General features: G+C 72.7%; 18 protein-coding genes. 8 read left to right on the forward strand and 10 right to left on the reverse strand.

Translation table 11 applies throughout. The annotated features are described in order from the left end of the window. The first annotated feature begins 15 nt into the window (after positions 1–15). Together FHY05_RS04840 and FHY05_RS04845 are read left to right on the forward strand one after the other, a co-directional pair. On the forward strand, positions 16–1,416 hold the full coding sequence (locus FHY05_RS04840; RefSeq protein ID WP_183943255.1) for an NAD(P)H-hydrate dehydratase: 1,401 nt from the start codon (positions 16–18) through the stop codon (positions 1,414–1,416). Next, positions 1,413–2,588, forward strand: coding sequence for a class I SAM-dependent RNA methyltransferase (locus FHY05_RS04845; protein WP_183943256.1), 1,176 nt, complete (start codon positions 1,413–1,415; stop codon positions 2,586–2,588). The genes FHY05_RS04840 and FHY05_RS04845 overlap by 4 nt, the downstream gene beginning before the upstream one ends. Before the next feature lie 115 nt (positions 2,589–2,703). Here FHY05_RS04845 and truA read toward each other — a convergent pair whose 3' ends face one another. Both truA and fmt read right to left on the reverse strand, forming a co-directional pair. After that, on the reverse strand, positions 2,704–3,447 hold the full coding sequence (gene truA, locus FHY05_RS04850) for a tRNA pseudouridine(38-40) synthase TruA (RefSeq protein ID WP_183943257.1): 744 nt from the start codon (positions 3,445–3,447) through the stop codon (positions 2,704–2,706). Between the two features lie 31 nt (positions 3,448–3,478). After that, the gene (gene fmt, locus FHY05_RS04855) at positions 3,479–4,384 is read right to left on the reverse strand and encodes a methionyl-tRNA formyltransferase (RefSeq protein WP_183943258.1); all 906 of its coding nucleotides are present in this window, start codon (positions 4,382–4,384) and stop codon (positions 3,479–3,481) included. Between the two features lie 55 nt (positions 4,385–4,439). Between fmt and recR the strand changes: the two genes are divergently transcribed. The 4 genes from recR (at position 4,440) to FHY05_RS04875 (ending at position 7,945) form a co-directional block, all read left to right on the forward strand. Further along, positions 4,440–5,036 carry a recombination mediator RecR gene (gene recR / locus FHY05_RS04860; protein ID WP_183943556.1) on the forward strand — a complete coding sequence of 199 codons (597 nt, stop codon included), beginning with the start codon at positions 4,440–4,442 and terminating at the stop codon, positions 5,034–5,036. A 45-nt stretch (positions 5,037–5,081) separates the two neighbouring features. Next, positions 5,082–5,615: a peptide deformylase gene (def, locus tag FHY05_RS04865; RefSeq protein ID WP_183943259.1), complete on the forward strand. Its 534-nt coding sequence runs from the start codon at positions 5,082–5,084 to the stop codon at positions 5,613–5,615. A gap of 471 nt (positions 5,616–6,086) precedes the next feature. Next, the gene (gene rmuC / locus FHY05_RS04870; protein ID WP_183943260.1) at positions 6,087–7,496 is read left to right on the forward strand and encodes a DNA recombination protein RmuC; all 1,410 of its coding nucleotides are present in this window, start codon (positions 6,087–6,089) and stop codon (positions 7,494–7,496) included. A gap of 38 nt (positions 7,497–7,534) precedes the next feature. Continuing rightward, the gene (locus FHY05_RS04875) at positions 7,535–7,945 is read left to right on the forward strand and encodes a putative quinol monooxygenase (protein ID WP_183943261.1); all 411 of its coding nucleotides are present in this window, start codon (positions 7,535–7,537) and stop codon (positions 7,943–7,945) included. Positions 7,946–8,295: 350 nt separating this feature from the next. On the opposite strand, the gene FHY05_RS04880 is transcribed toward FHY05_RS04875, so the two are convergent. The 7 genes from FHY05_RS04880 to FHY05_RS04910 are packed head-to-tail and all read right to left on the reverse strand — an operon-like array spanning position 8,296 to position 13,392. Further along, a complete protein-coding gene (locus FHY05_RS04880; RefSeq protein WP_183943262.1) occupies positions 8,296–9,096 on the reverse strand; it encodes an RNA methyltransferase in 801 nt (266 codons plus the stop codon). A gap of 21 nt (positions 9,097–9,117) precedes the next feature. Beyond that, complete coding sequence (locus tag FHY05_RS04885) at positions 9,118–9,387, reverse strand: HPr family phosphocarrier protein (RefSeq protein WP_183919901.1); 270 nt, start codon at positions 9,385–9,387, stop codon at positions 9,118–9,120. Further along, entirely contained in the window at positions 9,384–9,791 is a 408-nt protein-coding gene (locus FHY05_RS04890) for a PTS sugar transporter subunit IIA (protein ID WP_183921381.1), read from the reverse strand. The genes FHY05_RS04885 and FHY05_RS04890 overlap by 4 nt, the downstream gene beginning before the upstream one ends. A 29-nt stretch (positions 9,792–9,820) precedes the next feature. Then, positions 9,821–10,720 carry an RNase adapter RapZ gene (gene rapZ, locus FHY05_RS04895; RefSeq protein ID WP_311732373.1) on the reverse strand — a complete coding sequence of 300 codons (900 nt, stop codon included), beginning with the start codon at positions 10,718–10,720 and terminating at the stop codon, positions 9,821–9,823. Continuing rightward, entirely contained in the window at positions 10,717–11,145 is a 429-nt protein-coding gene (locus FHY05_RS04900) for an HPr kinase/phosphorylase (protein ID WP_183943263.1), read from the reverse strand. Before FHY05_RS04900 ends, rapZ begins: the two co-directional genes overlap by 4 nt. Continuing rightward, positions 11,142–12,719 (reverse strand): stimulus-sensing domain-containing protein, encoded by a 1,578-nt coding sequence (locus FHY05_RS04905; RefSeq protein ID WP_183943264.1) that lies wholly within the window; start codon positions 12,717–12,719, stop codon positions 11,142–11,144. The genes FHY05_RS04900 and FHY05_RS04905 overlap by 4 nt, the downstream gene beginning before the upstream one ends. Next, the gene (locus tag FHY05_RS04910) at positions 12,688–13,392 is read right to left on the reverse strand and encodes a response regulator transcription factor (protein ID WP_183943265.1); all 705 of its coding nucleotides are present in this window, start codon (positions 13,390–13,392) and stop codon (positions 12,688–12,690) included. The genes FHY05_RS04905 and FHY05_RS04910 overlap by 32 nt, the downstream gene beginning before the upstream one ends. A gap of 178 nt (positions 13,393–13,570) precedes the next feature. Between FHY05_RS04910 and FHY05_RS04915 the strand changes: the two genes are divergently transcribed. Next, complete coding sequence (locus FHY05_RS04915; protein WP_183943266.1) at positions 13,571–15,178, forward strand: phosphoenolpyruvate carboxykinase; 1,608 nt, start codon at positions 13,571–13,573, stop codon at positions 15,176–15,178. A gap of 376 nt (positions 15,179–15,554) precedes the next feature. Here the strand turns inward: FHY05_RS04915 and FHY05_RS04920 are convergent, their stop codons facing one another. Further along, a complete protein-coding gene (locus FHY05_RS04920) occupies positions 15,555–16,271 on the reverse strand; it encodes a hypothetical protein (RefSeq protein ID WP_183943267.1) in 717 nt (238 codons plus the stop codon). Positions 16,272–16,430: 159 nt separating this feature from the next. Between FHY05_RS04920 and radA the strand changes: the two genes are divergently transcribed. Further along, the gene (gene radA, locus FHY05_RS04925) at positions 16,431–17,807 is read left to right on the forward strand and encodes a DNA repair protein RadA (RefSeq protein ID WP_183943268.1); all 1,377 of its coding nucleotides are present in this window, start codon (positions 16,431–16,433) and stop codon (positions 17,805–17,807) included. Positions 17,808–18,122: the final 315 nt, after the last annotated feature.

Consider the following 18,122-nt stretch of genomic DNA (forward strand, 5'->3'; position numbering starts at 1 on the left):
GAGGGACCTGACGCCATGACGCCGCTCGACGGCACGACCGTGCTCGACGCCGCGGCGATGCGCGCCGCCGAGGAGGCGGCGATCGCCGCCGGAGAGAGCGTCGAGTCGCTGATGCAGCGCGCCGGCCGCGCGGTCGGGGACGCGGTCCACCGCCTCGCCGGCGCGCACGCGGTGCTGGTGGTATGCGGCCCCGGCAACAACGGCGGTGACGGTTACCTCGCCGCGGCGCGGCTGCGCGCGCTCGGCCGCACCGTCCGCGTCGCCGCCGCGGCCGAGCCGCGCGGTGCCGCCGCCATCGCCGCGCGCGAGGCCTGGGGCGGGGCGGTCGAGCCGCTCGCCGCGGCCAAGCCGGCGCCGGTGCTGGTCGACTCGCTCTTCGGCACCGGGCTCAGCCGCCCGCTCGCGGCGGACGAGGCCGCCGCGCTCGCGCGGCTCGCCGCCGGCGCGGCGCTGGCGATCGCGGTCGATCTGCCCAGCGGGGTGGCCAGCGACGACGGCGCGGTGCTCGGCGAGGTGCCCCGCTACCATGTCACGCTCGCGCTCGGCGCGGCCAAGCCCGCGCATCTGCTCCAGCCCGCCGCCGCACGCTGCGGCGCGGTGCGCGTGCTGCCACTCGGCATCGCGCTGAGCGGCGACACGCGCGCGCTCGCGCCGCCGTGCCTGGCGGCTCCCCCGGTCGACAGCCACAAGTTCAGCCGCGGCGTGGTCGCGATCATCAGGGGGCGCATGGCGGGCGCGGGTGAGCTCGCCGCGCGCGCCGCGATGCGCGCCGGGGCGGGCTACGTGTCGCTGCTCGGCGCGACCATCCCGCAGGCGCCGCACGCGCTGGTGCGCCGCTCGCTCGAGCGCGACGATCCGCTCGCCGACCCGCGAATCGGCGCGCTGGTGGTCGGCCCCGGGCTCGGCCGCGACGATCACGCGCGCGACCTGCTCGAGCGCGCGCTGGCGACCGACCGCGCGCTGCTGATCGACGGCGACGCGCTCCATCTCGTCACGCCCGAGCGGCTGCGCGCGCGCGGCGGCACGATCGTGCTCACGCCGCACGCGGGTGAGTTCCACGCGCTGTTCGGCGAGGCCCGCGGCTCCAAGCTCGCCGCCGCGCGCGCCGCGGCAGCGCGCGCCGGCGCGACGGTCGTCTACAAAGGGCCGGACACGGTGATCGCCGCGCACGACGGCCGCGCCCAGCTCGCCGGCGAAGCGAGCAGCTGGCTCTCCACCGCGGGCAGCGGCGACGTACTGGCGGGCGCGATCGCGGCGCGGCTCGCGGCGGGCGGAGACGCGCTCGACGCCGCCGCGGCGGGCGTGTGGCTCCACGCCGCGGCGGCGCGCCGGCTCGCCGCTGCCTTCATCGCCGACGATCTCGCCGAGGCGCTCGCCCCCGCGCTCGGCGCGGGGATCCGGGAGACGCGCGCGTGAGCCTCATCGTCAAGGTCGCCGGTCGCGGCGACGGCGTCACCGCCGATGGTCGCTACGCCGCCTTCGCCGCGCCCGGCGACACGCTCGCGGACGACGGCAGCGTGCTTCCCGGCCCGCACCACCAGGTGCCGCCGTGTCGCCACTTCCCGACCTGCGGCGGCTGCCAGCTCCAGCATCTCGACGACTCGAGCTGGGCCGGGTTCATCACGGAACGGATCGAGTCGGCGCTGGCGGCGCAGGGGCTCGCCGCGCCGGTGCGCGCGCCGCTGCTGTCGCCGCCGCGGACTCGGCGCCGCGCGACGCTCCACTTCGAGCCCTCCGGGCGGCTCGGCTTCAGCGCGGAGAAGAGCCACCAGCTCGTCGACCTGCAGGAATGCCACGTGCTCGCGCCCGAGCTGTTCGCATTGGTCAAGCCGCTCAAGCGGCTGCTCGCCTCGTTCAGGGCCAAGCGGCGCCTCGACGTGCATCTCGCGCTCGCCGACCAGGGGCCCGACGTGCTCGTCACGGGCGTCGCGCCCGAGGGTCTGCAGCACCACGACTCGATCACCGCCTTCGCCCAGGCGCACGGCGTCGCGCGCGTCGCCTTCGACGACGGTCTCGGCGCGGAGACGCGCTGGGAGCCCGAACCGGCCACCGTGACGCTCGGCGGGGTCGCGGTGCCGCTGCCGCCCGGCGCCTTCCTCCAGGCGACGCGGGACGGCGAGGCGGCGCTGGTCGCGGCCGCGCGCGAGGCGGTCGGCGCGCCGCGCACCGTGGCGGACCTGTTCGCGGGGCTCGGCACCTTCGCGCTGGCGCTGCCCGCGCGCGTCTACGCGGCCGAGGGCGGGCGCGACGCGCTGCTGGCGCTCAAGGCGGCGGCGGGGCGTGCCGGGCGCCCGGTCTTCACCGAGCACCGCGACCTGTACCGCCGCCCGCTCACCGCGACCGAGCTCGACCGGTTCGACGCGGTGGTGCTCGATCCGCCCCGCGCCGGCGCGCGCGAGCAGGCCGCGCAGCTGGCCGCGAGCAAGGTGCCAGCGGTGGCGTATATCTCGTGCAATCCCAGCAGCTTCGCGCGCGACGCTAAGGAGATGGTCGAGGCGGGCTATCGGCTCGACTGGGTGCAGCCGGTGGGACAGTTCCGCTGGTCTACCCACGTCGAGCTCGCGGCGCGGCTGTCGCGGGAGGGGTGAGAGACGGCGTGATCGTCACGTTCTTCCCACCGTCATCCCCGCCTCGCAGGGATGACGGTGGGAAAGAAGGGAGATAGCGTCCAGCGCCGACCAGCCGATCCGCGGGCTCTACACCTCACGCCGGATAGAGCGCGCCGACGAAGTACAGTCCGTCCGGCGGCGCGTTGAGCCCGAGCCGCGCGCGATCGGCCGCGCGCAGCGCGTCACCCAGGTCGTCGGCGCTCCAGCGGCCGAGCCCGACCAGCGCGAGGCAGCCCACCATCGAGCGCACCTGATGGTGCAGGAACGAGCGCGCCGCCACTTCCACCGCCAGCCGGTCGCCGTCACGCGTCACCGCGATCGAGTCGAGCGTCTTGACCGGGCTCGCCGACTGGCAGTGCGCCGAGCGGAAGGTGGTGAAATCGTGCTGCCCGACCAGCCGCTGCGCGGCCGCGTGCATCGCCGCGGCGTCGAGCGGCTGCGCTACGTGCCATGCCAGCCCGCGCTCCAGCGTCAGCGGCGCGCGGCGGTTGACGATCCGGTAGGTGTAGGCGCGGCCCAGGCAGGAGAAGCGCGCGTGCCAGTCGTCCGCCACGGCCTCGCACGCCGTGATCGCCACCGGGGCGGGTCGCAACCGCGCGTTGAGCGCCTCGCCGAGGCGGAAGGCGGTGAGCGGCTTTGCGACGTCGAGGTGCGCGCGCATCGCGCTGGCGTGGACCCCGGCGTCGGTGCGACCGGCGGCGTGGACCACGACCGTCTCGCCCGTGACCGCGTGCGCGGCTTCCTCGATCGCCTGCTGCACGCTCGGGCCGTGCGCCTGGCGCTGCCAGCCCATGAACGGGCGCCCGTCGAACTCGACGGTGAGCGCGAAGCGGGTCACGGCCGCGTGCCCCGCGGCGCCGCGGCGGCGGTCACAGCCTCGTGCCCGGCGGCAGCGCGAAGCCGCGGAGCAGCTCGCCCGCGTCCATCTCGCCGCGCCCGGCGCGCTGCACGCGCAGCAGCCGGATCGCGCCGCTGCCGCACGCCACCAGCAGCGAGTCGTCGAGCACCTCGCCCGGCGCGCCGGCGCCGTCCTCGGCGCGCGCGGCACGCACCTTGATCCGCTCGCCCGCATGCTCGACGAACGCGCCCGGCGCGGGGTCGAAGGCGAGCACCTGGCGCTCGACCTGGGCGGCGGGGGCGGCGAAGTCGAGCCGCGCCTCGTCCTTGCTGATCTTGGCGGCGTAGGTGACGCCCTCCTCGCGCTGCGGCCGCGGCGGATGGGCATCGGGGTCGGCGAGAACCTGCACCATCAGCCGCGCGCCCATCGCGGCGAGCTCGGCGGTGAGCTGGCCCGCGCTCTTGCCCGCGCAGGGCGTGCGCCCCTCGAGCCGCACCGGCCCGGTGTCGAGCCCCGCCTCCATCTGCATGATGCCGACGCCGGTCTCGGCGTCGCCGGCGAGGATGGCGCGCTGCACCGGCGCCGCGCCGCGCCAGCGCGGCAGCAGCGAGCCGTGGACGTTGAGGCAGCCGAGCCGGGCCGCGTCGAGCACCGCGCGCGGCAGGATCAGCCCGTAAGCGGCGACCACGGCGACGTCGGCGTCGAGCGCCGCGAAGTCGGCCTGTGCGCCCGCGTCGCGCAGCGTCACCGGCGTCCGCACCGCCAGCCCGAGCGCCTCGGCGCGGCGCTGCACCGGCGACGCGACCAGCTCGCGCCCGCGCCGCCCGCCGGGGCGCGGCGGCTGGCAGTAGACCGCGGCGACGTCGTGCCCGGCGGCCACCAGCGCGTCGAGCGTCGGCACCGCGAACTCGGGGGTTCCCATGAAGATGATCCGCATGGCGCCAGCTCTCGACACGCTGGCGCGGCGCGACGCAACCCCCTATCTGTTCCGCATGGCATCCCCCGAGATCGAGGCGCTGACCAACGCGCTGGCGCGGCTCCCCGGTTTCGGCCCGCGCTCGGCGCGCCGCGCGGTGCTCCACCTCGTCAAGAAGCGTGAGGGCGCGCTGGCGCCGCTCCGCTCGGCGCTGGTGGCGGTGGAGGAACGGCTGTCGACCTGCTCGACCTGCGGCAACGTCGACACCACCGACCCGTGCGCGATCTGCGCCGACCCGCGCCGCGACGACCGCTCGCTCTGCGTCGTCGAGGACGTCGCCGATCTCTGGGCGCTGGAGCGGTCGCGGCTGTTCCCGGGGCGCTTCCACGTGCTCGGCGGGCGGCTCTCGGCGCTCGAGGGCGTGCGCCCCGAGGACCTCGCGATCGAGCCGCTGCTCGCGCGTGTCGCCGGTGGCGGGGTGGACGAGGTGGTGCTGGCGATGAACGCGACGCTGGAGGGCCAGACCACCGCGCATTATCTCGCCGAGCGGCTCGAACGCTTCCCGGTGCGGCTCACCCAGCTGGCGCACGGCCTGCCGGTCGGCGGCGAGCTCGACTATCTCGACGAGGGCACGCTGGCGCAGGCGCTGCGCGCGCGGCGCCCGGTGGCGTGAGCGCGCTCGCTTGACGCTTCTCCGGCGGCCCCCTAGCTCGCGCGCATGGCCATTCTTCCCATCGTAGAGGTACCCGACGCGCGGCTGCGCGAGACCTGCGCGCCCGTCGCCGAGGTCAACGACGAGGTGCGCGGCGTCGTCGCCGACATGTTCGACACGATGTACGACGCGCGCGGGATCGGGCTCGCCGCGATCCAGGTGGGCATCCTGCGGCGGATCGTCGTGATCGACCTGCAGGAGCGCGAGCTGGAGGAGGGCGAGCCGCCCGAGGCGGCGCGCGCGCCCCAGGCCTTCATCAACCCCGAGATCAGCTGGGTCAGCGACGAGCAGTCGAGCTACAACGAGGGCTGCCTGTCGATCCCCGAGCAATATGCCGAGGTGACCCGCCCCGAGCGCTGCCGGGTGACGTGGCTCGACACCGCGGGCGAGCGCCACGAGGCCGAGTTCGAGGGGCTGATGTCGACCTGCATGCAGCACGAGATCGACCATCTCAACGGCGTGCTGTTCATCGACCATATCTCGCGCCTGAAGCGGGGCATGTTGCTGAAGAAGCTGGACAAGCTCCGCCGCGGGGGGTGAGCGGAAGGGAAGGGGCGCCGCCCTTCCCGCTGGCGTCATCCTGGAGTCGCCTCAGGGTCCCTGGTGCGACGCTTTCATACGGCAGTGAGACGCGCGAGCGGTGGATCCCGCAATGAGTTCGGGACGCCTTCAGGTGCGCGAGGAGGAGTGCCCGATCGCGCCCGTGTTCCTGCGCACGCGGGAGCCCAGGGTCGCCATCGTCACAGTCGCCGTCCGCTGAACCCGCGTTCTCGAGACCTCTGCGGAACTCCTTCACGTGCTCCCGCGCACGCGGGTGCCCAGGCACTCCCGCGCCAGAAGCCGTTGTTTCGTGGGCTGGGTTCCCGCGCTCGCGGGAGAAGCGCTAGCCGACGAGCGGCATCGTCTCTTTCCCCGGAGGTCGCGCGTTCGCGGGAGCACGGCCGCCGCTGATGATCCCGCCAACCCATCCACCGCTTGCGACCGCGCCCCCGTTCGATCTATGTTCCGGCCATGACCGACATCCTTCCCGTCGCGCTGATCGCGCTCGCGCTGGGCGTGCTCGCCGGCTGGCTGCTGACCCGCGCCGCGGCCGAGCGCATCCGTGCCGAGCGCGACGCGCAGGCCGAGCTGTTCCGCCGCGCCATCGCCGATCTCGCCGGCGCGGAGGAGCGCGCGCGCGCCGCCGAGCCGCTCCGCGCCGAGCTCGCCCGGGCGCGCGACGAGCGCGAGGCGGCGCGGCTCGAGGTGGCGCGGCTCAGCGCCGAGGGGCGCGCCGCCGAGCAGCGCATCGCCGACCTCAAGCTCGCCGCGGACGAGCTCAGCGCGCGCTTCCGCGACGCCGCGCAGACCGCGCTCACCGACGCGCAGAAAGCCTTCCTCGAGCGCGCCGAGGCGCGGCTGCGCCAGTCCGAGGAGCAGGCGGGGCAGGGGCTCAAGGCGTTGCTCCAGCCGGTCAACGACCGGCTTCAGCGCTACGAGGAGGGTGTCGCCAAGATCGAGGCCGAGCGGCGCGACGCCTTCGGCCAGCTCCACGGCCAGATCGAGGCGATGCGCGCCGGGCAGGAGCGCGTCTCGGGCGAGGCCGCGAAGCTGGTCAACGCGCTGCGCAACGCGCCCAAGGCGCGCGGGCGCTGGGGCGAGCAACAGCTGCGCAACGTGCTCGAATCGTGCGGTCTCGCCGAGCACACCGACTTCCAGATGGAGGTCAGCGTCGCGGGTGAGGACGGCGGGCGGCTGCGCCCCGACGCGATCGTCCGCGTGCCCGGCGGCAAGTCGCTGATCGTCGACGCCAAGGTATCGCTCAACGCCTATCAGGACGCGTTCGGCGCGGTGGACGAGTCGGAGCGCCAGCTCGGACTCGCCGCGCACGCCCAGTCGATGCGCGCGCACGTCAGCGCACTCGGCGCCAAGGCCTATTGGACTCAGTTCGCCGACGCGCCCGAATATGTGGTGATGTTCGTCCCCGGCGAGCATTTCCTCTCCGCCGCGCTGGAGCACGACCCGACCTTGTGGGACTTCGCGTTCGATCGCCGCGTCCTGCTGGCGACGCCGACCAACCTGATCGCGATCGCGCGCACCGTCTCGGCGGTGTGGCGGCAGGAGAAACTGGCGCGCGAGGCGCAGGAGATCGGCGCGCTCGGCAAGGAATTGTACGCGAGGCTGGCGACGATGGGGACGCACGTGGCGCGGCTCGGCAAGAACCTCGACACCGCGATGGGCGCCTACAACAGCTTCGTGGGCAGCCTGGAGAGCCAGGTTCTGACGAGTGCGCGGCGCTTCGAGGCGCTCAACGTCGACACCGGCAACAAGACGCTCGATCCGCTCCCGGTCGGCGAGCAGGCGGCGCGGCCGTTGACGAAGCTGGCAGCGGCAGAGCCGCTCGCGCTGAGCGAGGGGGCGCTGGAGGATGCCGCGGAATAGCGGGGCCCGTTGGCCATCGAGATGACGGGAGTATCGCGATGAGTGTGTCGTTCCTCGCCGCCGCGGCGCTCGCCGCCGGCACGACCGGTGCGTCGCCGACGCCCGAGCCCGCGCCGATGGTACGGATCGCCGAGCTCGAGATCGATCCGGCCCAGCTCGAGACGTACAAGCGGCTCCTCGCCGAGGAACAGGCGGCGTCGGTGCGGCTCGAACCCGGCGTGCTGATGCTCCACTCGGTCGCGCTGGTCGAGCGGCCGACGTCGGTGCGGCTCCTCGAAGTCTACGCCAGTCGTGCCGCTTATGAGGCGCATATCCGTTCGCCGCACTTCCTGCGGTACAAGAGCGCGACCGAGCGGATGGTGCGATCGTTGCGACTGGTCGAGACCCAGCCGATCCTGCTCTGCGCCAAGTCGAAAGGGGCCGCAGGCGGCGCCGTCACCTGCCTGTGAGCGACGCACACGTCGGCGGTGGGGGCGCTTGACGTTCCCGCCGCGGCGATCGCGACCAAGATCGTGCTCGTGCCTCTCTCGATAGCTTCACCGCGCCGGTGTGCGCCGCTGCGCCGCCGATGGTGCTCGCAGCGGCTCTGTCCTACGTCGGGGCCGGGGCGCTGGCACGGCGGCGTGACCGTGCGGCCGCAACCCCGCCGTTCTCTCCGCCACGGGCGATCCGCGCCCGCGTGCCAGTCTCGCTCGCTACCCGCGCCAGTGACCCGACGTTCGCGACATTGGCACCTGCCGCTCCTCCCGCATCCGACTCAACATTCGCAACGTTCGCGCCCCGGGGCGCGCTACACCAGTCACGTGCGATGCTGCGCCAGCACCTCATAGGCCATCACCGCTGTCGCCACCGCGGCGTTGAGGCTGTCGGCCTTGCCCAGCATCGGCAGCTTGACCAGCAGGTCGCACTCGGCCTCATAGGATGCGGGGAGCCCCTGCGCCTCGTTGCCGGTCAGCAGGAAGGTCGGCGCGTCGTAGCGCACCGCGCGATAGCCCCGCTCGGTCTGCAGGCTCAACCCGACCAGCTGCCCCGCGCCCCCGCGCAGCCAGGCCAGGAAGTCGGCCCAGGGTGCGCGCGCGATCGGCACCGTGAACAGCGCCCCCATGCTGGCGCGCACCGCCTCGGTCGAGAACGGGTCGACGCACTCGTCGACTAGGATCAGCCCGCCCGCGCCGACCGCGTCGCCGGTGCGCAGGATCGTGCCGAGATTGCCGGGATCGCGCAGCCGCTCTGCCACCAGCCAGATCGGCGCGGTGTGGCGGTCGAGCGCGGTGAGCGGCGTCTCGAAGGTCTCGAACACGCCGACCACCGCCTGCGGGTTGTCCTTGCCCGAGAGTTTGGCGAGGATGTCGGGGATGGTCTCGATCGCCTCGCCGCCGCGCGCCTCGACCGCCTCGACCAGGGCGAGCACCAGCGGATGGCGCGCGCTCGCCGCGGCGTAGAAGAGGTAGACCGGCACGCGCCCGGTCTCGCGCGCCTCGGTGAGGATGCGCAGACCCTCGGCGAGGAAGAGGCCCTCCTCGCGACGGTGGCGCTTGTCGCGCAGCCCTTGCACGCGCTTGACGAGCGGGTTGGAATAGGCGGTGACGGTGCGGGGCATCGGCGGATGGCGGCGCGGACCTCAGTCCTCGCCGAACTTGCCCTCGACCAGCGCGCACATCGTCGCGACCACGTCCTCTGCCGAGTCGCCCTCGGCGCTGATCGTGATCTGGTCGCCCTTGGCGGCGCCGAGCATCATCAGGCCCATGATCGAGGTGCCGACCACCTCCGAATCGCCCTTGGCGACCTTCACCGGCGCGGGCTGGCCCGAGGCGAGCGTGACGAACTTGGCGCTGGCGCGCGCGTGCAGCCCGCGGCGGTTGGTCACCTCCACGGTGCGCGACACCGTCACGCCGCCGCCTCGCCGAGCACTTCCGACGCCACCGAGATATACTTCCGCCCCGCCTCGCGCGCGGCGGCGACCGCGGCGGTGACCGTCATCGCCTTGCGCGCCGACTCGAGCCGGATCAGCATCGGCAGGTTGATCCCCGCGATCACCTCGATCCGGCCGCGCTCCATCAGCGAGATGGCGAGGTTGGACGGGGTACCGCCGAACAGGTCGGTCAGCACGATCACGCCGCGCCCCGAGTCGACCTCGGCGATCGCACCGGCGATGTCGGCGCGGCGCGCCTCCATGTCGTCGTCGGGACCGATCGCGACGGTGCGCACCTGGCCCTGCGGGCCGACGACATGTTCCATCGCCGTCACGAACTCGTCCGCGAGGCGGCCGTGGGTGACGAGCACCAGACCGATCACGGGTCCGAGCATGGGCTTCGATACTTCGTTCATTGACGCGATGGTCGTCCTTCGAGCGCATCCTGCGGTGCCGCCGCCAGGTCACGATGCGTGATGGTGGGACAAAAGCCCGCCTCGCGCAACCGACGACCGACCCGCTCGGCGACGTGCACCGAGCGGTGCTTGCCGCCGGTGCACCCGAAGGCGACGGTGACGTAGGGCTTGCCCTCGGCGTGATAGCGCGGGACGAGCAGCAGGAGCAACTCCTCGATCCGGCCAACTGCCTCATCATAGGCCGGATCCGCCGCGACATAGGCGGCGACGTCAGAGTCCAGCCCGGTATGCGGGCGTAGCTCGGGCACCCAGTGCGGGTTGCGCAGGAAGCGCATGTCGAAGACCAGGTCGACCCCGGCCGGCACGCCGCGCGCGAAGCCGAACGACTCGACCGTCAGCGTCGTGCCGACGGTGCCGTCGCGGCGGAACGTGCGGCGGATCTCCTGCGCCAGCTGGTTGCTGGTCAGCCGGGTCGTGTCGATCAGGCGGTTGGCGCGCGCGCGCAGCGGCTCGAGCAGCCGCCGCTCCAGCGCGATGCCGTCGGCGGCGGGGCGATCGTCGGCGAGCGGGTGGCGGCGGCGCGTCTCGGCGAAGCGCCGCGCCAGCTCGCCCTCCGAACAGTCGAGGAACAGCATGCCGACCTCGACCCCGGGCTCCTCGCGCAACTGCTCGAAGCGGCGCAGCACGCGCGCCGGGTCGAAGTTGCGCGTCCGCGTGCCGAAGCCGAAGGCGAGCGGGCGCGGGGTCTCGCCGCTGTCGGGCGGCAGCGCGACGACGCGGGTGAGCAGCGACAGCGGCACGCTGTCCACCGTCTCCCAGCCGAGGTCCTCCAGCGTCTTGAGCACGGTGGTCACGCCCGCCCCGGCCATGCCGGTGATCAGCAGCACCTCGGTCACGACGGCATCTCCTTCAGCCGTGCCAACGCATATTCCACCTTGATCGGTGCCGAGGGCCAGCGCGGGTCGATCACGATCTCGGGCAGGGTGACGCCGGCGAGCTCGATCCAGCGCGGCTCGGGCATGCGCTCGCCCTCCTCGCCGAGCGCCACCACCAGCGCCACCGGCGCGACACGCCGGTAGGGCCGATCGACGATGCCGAGCCCGCGCACCTCCATCCGCCCCGCGATCGTCGCGGGCGATCCCGCCACAAGGTCGCCCCCGTCATGCACCAGCATCGTGTAATCGTCCGCCACCAGCTCGGCGCCGCGGTCGATCAGCCGCAGCGCGAGATCGGACTTTCCCGCGCCCGACGGCCCGGTGAGCAGCACCGCGCGCCCGCCGAGCGCGACCGCGGTGGCGTGGAGCGTCACCGGCGCGGTCACGCCGCCGCCTCCCGCTCGGCGAGCGGCAGCCGCACGACGAAGCGCGCGCCGCTCAGCCGGTCGTCGCGCGACTCGACGCCGATCTCGCCCTGGTGCGCGTCGACGATGGTGCGCGCGATGGCGAGGCCCAGCCCGCTATGCTCGCCGAAGCCCTCCTCCGCCGGACGCACCGAGTGGAAGCGCTGGAAGATCGCCTCTCGCGCCTCCTCGGGCACGCCCGGGCCCTCGTCCTCGACCCGCACCTCCAGCATCGAGCGGTCGCGCCGAACCGCGACGCTGACGACACCTCGGTCGGGCGAGAAGGAGATGGCGTTGTCGATCAGGTTGGCGAAGACCCGCTCCAGCCGCGCGCCCTCGCCGAGCACGTGGAGCTCGCCGTGCTCGCGCGCGTCGAGCCAGACGCGCACGCCGCGTGCCACCCCGCGCGCCTCGCGCTGCGCCACCATCGCCGCCAGCATCGCCTCGACGTCGACCGGTTCGAAGGTCGCGCGACTGAGCTGGGCGTCGAGCCGCGACGCGTCGGAGATGTCGCTGATCAGCCGGTCGAGCCGAAGCACGTCGTCGCCGACGATCGCGAGCAACTGCGCCTGCGCGTCGGGGGCGCGGACATGGCCGAGCGCGTCCACGGCGGAGCGGAGCGAGGCGAGGGGATTCTTCAGCTCGTGCGTGACGTCGGCGGCGAAGGCCTCGGTGGCGTCGATGCGTGCGCGTAGCGCGAGGCTCATGTCGCTGAGCGCGCGCGCGAGCATGCCGATCTCGTCGCGGCGCTCGGGCAGTCGCGGCACCACCACCTCGCGTGCGCGGCCGAGCCGCACCCGCACCGCGGCGCGCGCCAGCCGGCGCAGCGGGTTGACGATGGTGCGCGCGAGGAACAGCGACAGGCCGATTGAGATCGCCGCGACCACCAGCAGCACCACGCTGAGCCGGAAGCGCTCGAGCCGCACCCGCTCGGTGATGTCGCGCGCGTTGACCGCGGAGAGCAACGCGCGGCCGCCCGGCAGCGGGGCGGCCGCGGTGATCACCGGGGTGCGATCGGGCGCGCGCCAGACCGTGACCGCGCTGGGTGCGCCGGCCAGCACCGCGCGCACGTCGGGCCAGCGTCGTCCGTCGGCGCGCTCGCGATAGCCCGGCGCGAGCGGGGCGCGCACGACGCGGTCGATCGCCGCGTCGAGAAAGCGCGCGCTGCGCTTGGCGAGCGAATCGTCGTCGGGGTCGTCGAGCCGGAAGTTGGCGACGCCGAGCGCGCGCGAGTCGGCGCTCGCGATCCCCGCGGCGTCATACAGCCGCAACCGCGTGCCGGTGTCGGTGGCGAGCCGTGCCAGCAGCCAGTCGCGACGCGAGTCGGGGATGGCGGTGAGCGCCTCCGCCATCAGCCGCGCCTCGCGCGACGCCTGCGCCGCTCGCTCGTCGAGGATGCGCGTGCGGAACGAGTCGAGGTAGAAGAAGCCGCCGGCCAGGAGGAGCAGCGCCAGGATGTTGACCGCGAGGATGCGCGGAGTGAGCGAGACCTTGCCGGACCAGGAGCGCGCCTGCTCGGCGGCGTCACTCCTCCGAAAAGCGGTAGCCGGCGCCATACAACGTCTCGATCGAGTCGAAGCCGGCATCGACCTCGCGGAACTTGCGGCGGACGCGCTTGATATGGCTGTCGATGGTGCGGTCGTCGACGTAGATGTCGTCCTGATAGGCCGCGTCCATCAGCTGGTTGCGCGTCTTCACGATACCGGGGCGCTGCGCCAGCGTCTCGAGGATCAGGAACTCGGTGACGGTCAGCGTCACGTGATGACCGTCCCAGCTGACGCGGTGGCGCGCCGGGTCCATCACGAGTCGGCCACGCTCGATCGGTCCCTGCGCGGCGGCATCCTCACCGCCGGGCGCGGCGCTGCCCTCGGTGCGGCGCAGGATGGCGCGGATGCGCGCGATAAGCAGCCGCTGGCTGAACGGCTTGGCGATATAATCGTCCGCCCCCATCGCCAGACCGAGCGCCTCGTCGAGCTCGTCGTCCTTGCTGGTGAGGAAGATCACGGGGACCCGGCTCTTCTCGCGCAGGCGGCGCAGCAGCTCCAGCCCGTCCATGCGCGGCATCTTGATGTCGAAGATGGCGAGGTCGGGCGGGTTGTCGGTGAGCGCCTTCAGCGCCGCCTCGCCATCCGAATAGACCCGCGTGAGAAAGCCCTCGGCCTGCAGCGCGATCGACACCGAGGTGAGAATGTTGCGGTCGTCGTCGACCAGCGCGATCGTGGCCGTCATCGGAGGATCCGGGTCATAGCCTCGGTGGGTAGTCCAAAGCGCGCGCGCGCTCAATGGGACGCGGCAAGCCGGTTCACGATCGTGTTTAACATGTTTGACGCGCGGCGATCGTGGGCGTAAAACATGTTTAGCACAGGCCGCTCGGCAAGGGCGCGGCGGTGAAGCAGAGGATGGACCATTGAGCGATCGCATTCCGGACGCCGGGCTCGAGGCGCAGGGCATCGAGACCCGCGCCACGCTCCACTGGAACCTGGTCACCGCGCGGCTGGTCGAGGCGGCTGTGGCGCGCAACGAGGGCAAGCTCTCCGCCGACGGACCGCTGGTGGTCGAGACCGGGCAGCACACCGGCCGCTCGGCTCAGGACAAGTTCATCGTGCGCGACGCGGAGACGGAGGCGAGCGTCTGGTGGGGCAAGTCGAACAAGGCGATGGCGCCCGACCATTTCGCCGCGCTCAAGCAGGATTTCCTCACCGCGCTGCGCGCCAGGAGCGACCTGTTCGTGCAGGATCTGTATGGCGGCTCGCAGCCGGGCCATCGCGTCCGCGTCCGCGTGATCAACGAGTTGGCGTGGCACAACCTCTTCATCCGCACCATGCTGGTTCGTCCCGAGGAGCGCGAGCTCAAGGGCTTCGTCGCCGATTACACGATCATCGACCTGCCGAGCTTCCGCGCTGATCCCGCGCGTCACGGCTGCCGCAGCGAGACCGTGATCGCGGTGAACATGAGCGAGAAGCTCGTGCTGATCGGGGGCACGCGCTACGCCGGCGAGATGAAGAAGTCGGTGTTCGGCATCCTCAACTATCTGCTGCCGCCGACCGGCGTGATGCCGATGCACTGCTCGGCGAACATGGGCGCGGACGGGCGCACCGCGGTGTTCTTCGGCCTCTCGGGCACCGGCAAGACGACACTGTCGGCCGATCCCAAGCGCACGCTGATCGGCGACGACGAGCACGGCTGGTCGGACGACGCGGTCTTCAACTTCGAGGGCGGCTGCTACGCCAAGATGATCCGGCTCTCGCCCGAGGCCGAGCCCGAGATCTTCGCCACGACCAAGCGCTTCGGCACCGTGCTCGAGAACGTGGTGATGGACGAGGTGACGCGCCAGCTCGACCTCGACGACAACTCGCTCGCGGAGAACAGTCGCGGCGCCTATCCGATCGACTTCATCCCCAACACGTCCGAGCGCAACATGGGCGGTACGCCGCGCAGCATCGTCATGCTGACCGCGGACGCCTACGGCATCCTCCCGCCGATCGCCAAGCTGACCGCGGACCAGGCGATGTACCACTTCTTGTCCGGCTATACCGCGCGTGTCGCGGGCACCGAGATCGGCGTGACCGAGCCCGACGCGACCTTCTCCACCTGTTTCGGCGCGCCGTTCATGCCGCGCCATCCTTCGGTCTACGGCAATCTCCTCAAGGAGCGGATCGCGCGCGGCGGGGTGGACTGCTGGCTGGTCAACACCGGCTGGACCGGCGGCAAGTACGGCGTCGGCCATCGCATGCCGATCAAGGCGACCCGCGCGCTGCTCGACGCCGCGCTCGACGGCAGCCTCAATGACGTCGAGTTTCGCACCGATCCCAACTTCGGGTTCAAGGTACCGGTGGCGGTACCGGGGGTAGAGAGCGCGATCCTCGACCCGCGCGCGACCTGGGCGGACAAGGCAGCCTATGACGCCGCCGCCGCACGGCTGGTTGACCTGTTCAACGACAATTTCGCGCAATTCGCCGAGCACGTCGACCAGGGCGTGCGCGACGCGGCGCCGAGGGCCGTCGCGGCGGTGTGAGGGAGTTGGGGCTCGCGCGCCGTCGCGAGGGTGCCACGGCGGTTCGTGTGCGGGCGCGGCGGCCCGGATCAGGCGCCTACGCGGCACATCTTCCTCTTCATGCCCGAGGAGTCGGTGCGACGCTGCGCCCATCCGCGTCGCCGGGCAAGCTCTGCTGCTCCGATTCCCAAGCTTGCGCGTGAGACCCTCATCCTAGTGCCCCGGCGCAGGCCGGGGCCCAGGTGGGCAGCGGCGGCGATCCGGCGACAACGACCATCCAAACTGGCCGCGGCCTGTGCCGGGGAACGGCCGTCGGGTTCGCACCGACCGGCTCAACGCGAAGCGCCGCCCGAGTCCGTCGACGCGGGCGGCGCTCCTGTCTCAGCCGAGGCCTGGATCAGCGCGGCTTGCGCTTGGCCTTCGTCGTCGTCGTCGTCGCGCCCGGCGCGGCGGTCGAGGCCTCCGCGTTGGTGCCCGGCGTCGACGCGCTCTCGGTGCCGGTCGCGGCGGTGGTGCCGGCGGCCATGTCACCCGCGGTGGTCGACGACCCGGTCGATGCCGACGCGCCCGCGCTGCCGCCGCCTGCCGCGGTCATCGCAGCCTTGAGCTGCGCCGCGGTCATGCCGAGCACGATACCCTGCGGGCCGGGACCGAAGCCGCTGGTCGGCAGCACGACGGGCCCGTCGGCGGTGGTCAGCGTCACGCCGCTGGCGTCGACCGACTTGATCGTGCCGAGCTGCGTGCCGCCGGTGCCATAGACCGTGGCGCCCGGGACCAGCTTCGACTTGAAATCGGCGGTGGCCTGCGCCTGCTGCTGCCCGGCGGCGGCCTCGAGCTGCGCCTTGGTCATCGCCAGCACCGGGCCCTGCGCGCCCTGGCCGAGCGAGGTCAACGGGATCGCTGCCTTGACCGTGCCGGTGTTGACCACGGCGTTGGTGCCATCGGTGCTCTCGACGGTACCGACGACACCTCCCGAGGTGTCATAGACCGTCGCGCCGGTGGCGACCGTGGCCGCACCCGTGGCAGGCGCCTGGGCCGGCGCCGCCGCTTGTGCCAACGCGGTCCCGGGAAGGGTGGCGGCAGAAGCGAGAGCGAAAACGGCGAAGTGCTTCACGAGAAACTCCTGTGGTCGTTTACGAGAAAGTATCGGCGTTGAAACGATCGCGTCACAACGAGGGTTCCCGGTGATAGCCGACTCGCCCTGCACCTGAGGTGAACCGCACGTTCATCGAACAGTCGTTCCCTTCCTGTTCTTCATGCGCTACGAGAGGTCATGGCGAAAATTCACAAGCGATACGTCTGCCAGTCGTGCGGTTCGGTGACTCACCGCTGGCAGGGGCAGTGCGCCGACTGCTCGGAGTGGAACACGTTGGTGGAGGAGGCGCCCCTGGCGGCCACGCCGTTCCAGGCCAAGCACAACCTGCAGGGCGGGGGGCGCACGATCGCGCTGATCGGGCTCGACGCCGAGGTAGCGCTGCCGCCGCGGACGCCATTCGGCATCGCCGAGCTCGACCGCGCGCTGGGCGGCGGGCTGGTGGCGGGCTCGGCGACGCTGATCGGCGGCGACCCGGGCATCGGCAAGTCGACGCTGCTGCTTCAGGCCGCGGCGGCGTTGGCGCGAGGCGGCCATGAGGTCGCCTATGTCTCGGGCGAGGAGGCCGCCGATCAGGTGCGGCTGCGCGCGCGTCGGCTCGGGTTGGGCGACGCGCCGGTGAAGCTCGCCGCTGCCACCTCGACGCGGGACATCCTCACGACGCTGTCGCAGGATCGCCCGCCCACGCTGCTGGTGATCGACTCGATACAGACGATGCACTCCGACCTGATCGAGGGCGCCCCCGGCACGGTCAGCCAGGTCCGCGCCAGCGCGCAGGAGCTGATCCGCTTCGCCAAGGAGCGCGGCACCGCGGTGGTGCTGGTCGGGCATGTCACCAAGGACGGTACCATCGCCGGCCCGCGCGTGCTCGAACATATGGTCGACACGGTGCTGAGCTTCGAGGGTGAGCGAAGTCACCAGTACCGTATCCTGCGGAGCCTCAAGAACCGCTTCGGCGGCACCGACGAGATCGGCGTCTTCGCGATGGCGGGCGACGGGCTGGCGGAGGTGTCGAACCCGTCCGCGTTGTTCCTCACGCAGCGCGACGAGGGCGTGACCGGTGCCACCGTCTTCCCGGCGCTGGAGGGCACGCGGCCGGTGCTGGTCGAGATCCAGGCGCTGGTGGTGCGGCTCGCCAGCGGCGCGACGCCGCGGCGCGCGGTGGTCGGCTGGGACTCGGGACGGCTGGCGATGATCCTGGCGGTGCTCGAGGCGCGCTGCGGGCTCAGCTTCTCGACCTGCGAGGTCTATCTCAACGTCGCGGGCGGCTATCGCGTGCAGGATCCGGCGGCGGATCTCGCGGTCGCGGCGGCGCTGGTCTCGGCATTGAGCGAGCGGCCGGTGCCCGCCGACGCGGTGGCGTTCGGCGAGATCGCGCTATCGGGCGAGCTGCGCCCGGTCGCGCACGCGCCACTGCGGCTCAAGGAAGCGGCCAAGCTCGGCTTCGAGCGCGCGCTGCTGCCCGACAGCGCCGCGGGCGCGGAGCGCGAGGTGATGCGACGCTCGAGCTTCCGGACATTGGGGCAGTTCGTCGATCACTTGCTCGGGAGAGGGTAGGGCGGCAGCGTCCCGGACCGCAGATGCGCCCCGTCGCGCAGGGCTGTCGCATCCGGCCAGCCGATCGCGCGGCGTCACGACCCGTCGCGCCGTCTCGGGCGCGAGGCGGGTGCCATCCTGGAGCAGGAGCGACGCCGGCGGCGGCGCGGCCGCCTCGATCCGGGGTGGAGCGCGACACGGCGGCGTGCGGAGGATCCGGCTCCGCCGGCGAGCGACGCGCGATAGCTGTGCCGCTTGCGAGTAGGATCGGCGCGACCGTCTGGGCCGGGTGAACTCACCATCTCGGGCAGCTGCGGCAGCTCCAGCGCGCGCTCT

The sequence above is a fragment of the Sphingomonas sp. BK580 genome (assembly GCF_014194975.1).
Lineage (GTDB): Bacteria > Pseudomonadota > Alphaproteobacteria > Sphingomonadales > Sphingomonadaceae > Sphingomonas.

Bases quoted from the DNA above. Each gene is read 5' to 3' on its own strand.
- FHY05_RS04840 (WP_183943255.1), top strand. From the start codon at position 16: ATGACGCCGCTCGACGGCACGACCGTGCTCGACGCCGCGGCGATGCGC.
- fmt (WP_183943258.1), bottom strand. From the start codon at position 4,384: ATGCGGATCATCTTCATGGGAACCCCCGAGTTCGCGGTGCCGACGCTC.
- recR (WP_183943556.1), top strand. From the start codon at position 4,440: ATGGCATCCCCCGAGATCGAGGCGCTGACCAACGCGCTGGCGCGGCTC.
- def (WP_183943259.1), top strand. From the start codon at position 5,082: ATGGCCATTCTTCCCATCGTAGAGGTACCCGACGCGCGGCTGCGCGAG.
- rmuC (WP_183943260.1), top strand. From the start codon at position 6,087: ATGACCGACATCCTTCCCGTCGCGCTGATCGCGCTCGCGCTGGGCGTG.
- FHY05_RS04875 (WP_183943261.1), top strand. From the start codon at position 7,535: ATGAGTGTGTCGTTCCTCGCCGCCGCGGCGCTCGCCGCCGGCACGACC.
- FHY05_RS04880 (WP_183943262.1), bottom strand. From the start codon at position 9,096: ATGCCCCGCACCGTCACCGCCTATTCCAACCCGCTCGTCAAGCGCGTG.
- FHY05_RS04905 (WP_183943264.1), bottom strand. From the start codon at position 12,719: ATGGCGCCGGCTACCGCTTTTCGGAGGAGTGACGCCGCCGAGCAGGCG.
- FHY05_RS04910 (WP_183943265.1), bottom strand. From the start codon at position 13,392: ATGACGGCCACGATCGCGCTGGTCGACGACGACCGCAACATTCTCACC.
- radA (WP_183943268.1), top strand. From the start codon at position 16,431: ATGGCGAAAATTCACAAGCGATACGTCTGCCAGTCGTGCGGTTCGGTG.